Below are 3,729 nucleotides of genomic sequence, written 5' to 3'. Positions count from 1 at the left end.
GAACAGGGTGGCGGGGGTCGAGGTGGTCGGGGCGGTGTCCTGCACATCGTAGGGCGCCTGGCGGCTTTCCACGCAGCCGGCCCAGTCGACGCCCATCTGCTGCAGCAGGGTGAAGCGGTTGGCGGCGCTGTTGAAGATCTCGCCGTTGACCGGCGAGGCGCCGTTCTGGTCGACCCAGGCGGCGTTGCGATAGGCGTCGCCGACCTTCACCGTCATCGAGAAGGGGGCGATGGCGATCTTGACCGGGTCGCTCTCGCTGCTGCGGGCGGCGGCGGTCGCCAGGGTATCGATCAGGTTCTTGGACGCGGTCTTCAGGTTCGACAGCTTGTCGCCCTTCATCGAGCCGGTGGTGTCGAGCACCAGGGCCAGCTCGATCTTGTTCACCGAACGGGTGACCTCTGTCTTCGCGCCGATGGTAATGTCGCCGTTCAGCCAGATGTTGGCGATGGCCGGGACCACCCGGGCCTGGGCGCTGGCGATCACCTTGTTACCTTCGGCGCGGAAGGTGGAGTGGACGATGGTGACCTTGGCGCCCTCCATGTTGGCGGCGAAGGCCGCGTCGCCGATGCTGTCGAGGCCGGCGTCGCTGTACTGGCTGGAGCGGGCCGCGGTCAGGGCGGCGGCGTCCAGGGCGTTCTGCAATCGGTTCTTGCCGGCCGAGGCGCTGGCGATATCGATGGCCCCGATACTGAGCACCAGCAGGGGCGCGGCCAAAAAGGCCGCCTGGACCGCGACGGTCCCCTTGTCCTGCCGCGCAAATTCGTTGAGCCGTCCAGCGACGGCGCAGAGCAATGCGTTCGAGCGCATGGCCAGCCCCAACCCCGATCACGGACGAAACTGTCCGCCGACTCCGCAGGGTGTTGCATCGCGGTAAACGGACCTGCCACCGGAGGCGGTAAATCATGGGGTAACTATGGAGACAGGTTGGCCACGCAGTGGCCTACCTATCCCCGGTCAGCGCCGGCGGTTGAACCAGGCGCGACCCAACCGGCTGGAGCGTTGATGTTTCGGTCAGCGGCGCCAACCGGGGACAGGTACGCCGCTGGCGCGGCGAACCTTTCCCCAGCCTACCAGCCGCACTTTCGGCCCTTGTTCTGCTTGATCAGCCACTTGTTGAGCGGGGCGAAGTATTCCGTCACCGCGCTGGCGTCGCCGCGCCGCTCGCCGGTGAAGGCCTCCATGGCGTCCGGCCAGGGCTTGGACTGGCCCATCTCCATCATGGCGTTGAACTTCGCGCCCACCTCCTTGTTGCCGTACACGGAGCAACGGTGCAGCGGGCCCTTCCAGCCGGCCTGCTTGCAGGCAGCCCGGTGGAACTGGAACTGATAGACGTGGGCCAGGAAGTAGCGGGTGTAGGGCACGTTGCCGGGCACGTGATACTTGGCGCCGGGGTCGAAGGCGCCCGCCGGGCGCGGTCCAGGCGGGGTGATGCCCTGGTACTGGGTGCGGAGCTTCCACCAGGCGGCGTTGTAGTCGGCCGGCTTCACCGAGCCGTCGTAGACCTGCCAGCGCCAGCGATCGACCAGCAGGCCGAACGGCATGAAGGCGATCTTGTCGAGCGCCATCTTCAGCAGGAAGGGATTGTCCCCCTCCGCCCCCGGAACGGCGTCCAACAGGCCGATCTGGTTGAGGTAGGTGGGGGTCAGGGCCGAGAGGCCGACGAAGTCGCCGATGGCCTCGTGGAAGCCGTCGTTGGCTCCGCCCTTGAAGATGTAGGGCTGCTCCTTGTAGGCGCGCTGGTAGTAGTTGTGCCCGAGCTCGTGGTGGACGGTGTAGAAGTCCTCGGCGTTGACCTTGGTGCACATCTTGATGCGCAGGTCGTCGCGGTCGTCCAGGTTCCAGGCCGAGGCATGGCAGACCACCTCGCGGCCCTCGGGGCGGACGATCTGGCTGCGGGTCCAGAAGGTTTCGGGCAGCGGCGCCAGGCCCATCGAGGTGTAGAAGGTCTCGCCGGTCTTCACCATCTTGGTGGCGTCATAGCCCTTGTCGACCAAGAGCTTGTCGAGGCTGTAGCCGGCGGCGTCGTCGGCGGGCTTCACGATCTCATAGATATTGCCCCATTGCTGCGCCCACATGTTGCCAAGCAGGTCGGCGCGGATGGGGCCGGTCTTGGGCTGGACGGCGTCGCCATACTCGGTGTTGAGCTCGGCGCGGACGTAGCAGTGCAGGTTCTTGTAGAAGGGCTCGATCTGCTTCCACAGCCTGTCGGTCTCGGCGGCGAAGGCGTCCGGCGCCATGTCGTAGCCTGAGCGCCAGAGGGCGCCGGTGTCCTTGTAGCCGAGCGCGCGGCTGCCCTCGTTGGCCAGGTCGACCAGCTGGGCGTAGTCGGCGGTCATCGGCGGGGCGATCGAATGCCAGCCTTCCCAGGCCGCCTTCAGCTCCTCGGGGTTGCGGCTGTTGGCCAGCACGTCCTCGGCGTCGTTGAGGGTGATCTGCTTGCCCTTGTAGTCGAACTTGCCCGTCGAATAGGTGCTGTCCAGGCGGCCGGCGATGGTCGCCATCTGTTCGGCGGCGCCGGGCCGCTGGGGCGCGGGCAGGACCAGGGCGCGCTTGAGGATGTCAAGCTTGCGGCGGGTGACCGGGTCGGCGTTGGTCTTGTCGTACTTGGCGGCGTCGATGGCCGCGCGGGTGGCCAGGTCGGTGAACTCGGCGCCGGCCTTGGCTTCCAGCCACATGGTGTCTTCGGTGATGTAGGTGGCCCGCACCCAGGCGGCCTTGGCGGCGTATTCGGAGGCCTTGGCCATATCCGCCTCGACCTTGTCGACGAAGGCCTTGGCCTCCTCGGGGCTGGGCGTGGCGGCGGCGGTGGGCGCGGCGGCTTCCTGCTTCACCGCCGCGACGGCGGCGATCCCGCCGGTCAGGGCCAGGGCCGCGACGGCGGCCATCAGGGTCGTCTTCTTCATGGGACGCTTCCTTGTGGAAATGGGGTGCGGCAAGGGAGCGCAGGGGGGAGGCGAGGTCAAGGGCGGCGAAAACCTACTTCACACAGGCGGCCAGACCCTCTCGGCTGACGGTCCCGCTCGCGGCGCCGATGCGGCGGGAGCGCTTCTTCACATAGGGCCCTGGCTTCGCCGCCCGCCATTTCAGCGGGCTGGGCAGGATGGCGGCCAACCTTGCGGCCTGGGTGGGGCTGAGCTGGTCCGCGCCGACGCCGAAGTATTTGCGGGCGGCGCTGTCGGCGCCGTAGAGGCCGGGGCCCCATTCGACGGTGTTAAGATAGACCTCCATGATCCGCTTCTTGCCCCACAGGGTCTCGATCAGGACGGTGAAATAGGCCTCCAACCCCTTGCGGACGTAGGAGCGCTGCGGCCAGAGGAAGACGTTCTTGGCCGTCTGCTGGCTGATGGTCGAGCCGCCGCGGATCCGGCCCGGCCGGCGCTTGTTGTGGGCCATGGCCTTTTCCAGAGCTTCGAAATCGAAGCCGAAATGGCTGCAGTAGCGGGCGTCCTCGGCGGCGATCACCGCGTTGGGCAGGGCCGGCGACATCTTCCTCAACGACACCCAGCGCCGGTCCAGGCCCTTGCCCTCGAACAGGCGCTGGACCATCAGGATGGTCACGGGTGGAGGCACGAAGCGGTAGACCAGCACGCTGGCCAGCGGCAGCACCACCCCGACGATCAGCAGCAGGATGGCCAGCCGGCGGATGACCCGGCCGACGAAGCCGCGTTGCGGAGCCGCCCTGGGCGCCGGTCGCGGGGGAGGGGGCCGGCGCCCAGGGCGGCTCCGCAA

General features: G+C 67.8%; 3 protein-coding genes. All 3 read right to left on the bottom strand.

Going from position 1 to position 3,729, the window contains the following annotated elements; genetic code table 11:
- On the bottom strand, nucleotides 1-807 hold an 807-nt coding region (locus GVN21_RS20195; protein ID WP_166576538.1), incomplete at its 3' end, for a pilus assembly protein TadG-related protein.
- Between the two features lie 260 nt (nucleotides 808-1,067).
- Nucleotides 1,068-2,903, bottom strand: coding sequence for a M2 family metallopeptidase (locus GVN21_RS20190; RefSeq protein ID WP_166576537.1), 1,836 nt, complete (start codon nucleotides 2,901-2,903; stop codon nucleotides 1,068-1,070).
- A 73-nt stretch (nucleotides 2,904-2,976) separates the two neighbouring features.
- On the bottom strand, nucleotides 2,977-3,645 hold the full coding sequence (mtgA, locus tag GVN21_RS20185; protein WP_346764297.1) for a monofunctional biosynthetic peptidoglycan transglycosylase: 669 nt from the start codon (nucleotides 3,643-3,645) through the stop codon (nucleotides 2,977-2,979).
- Nucleotides 3,646-3,729: the final 84 nt, after the last annotated feature.

The organism is Caulobacter sp. SLTY (assembly GCF_009905535.1).
Taxonomy (GTDB): domain Bacteria; phylum Pseudomonadota; class Alphaproteobacteria; order Caulobacterales; family Caulobacteraceae; genus Caulobacter.
This window is presented reverse-complemented; position numbering and strand designations above follow the sequence as displayed.

Bases quoted from the DNA above. Each gene is read 5' to 3' on its own strand.
- GVN21_RS20190 (WP_166576537.1), bottom strand. From the start codon at position 2,903: ATGAAGAAGACGACCCTGATGGCCGCCGTCGCGGCCCTGGCCCTGACC.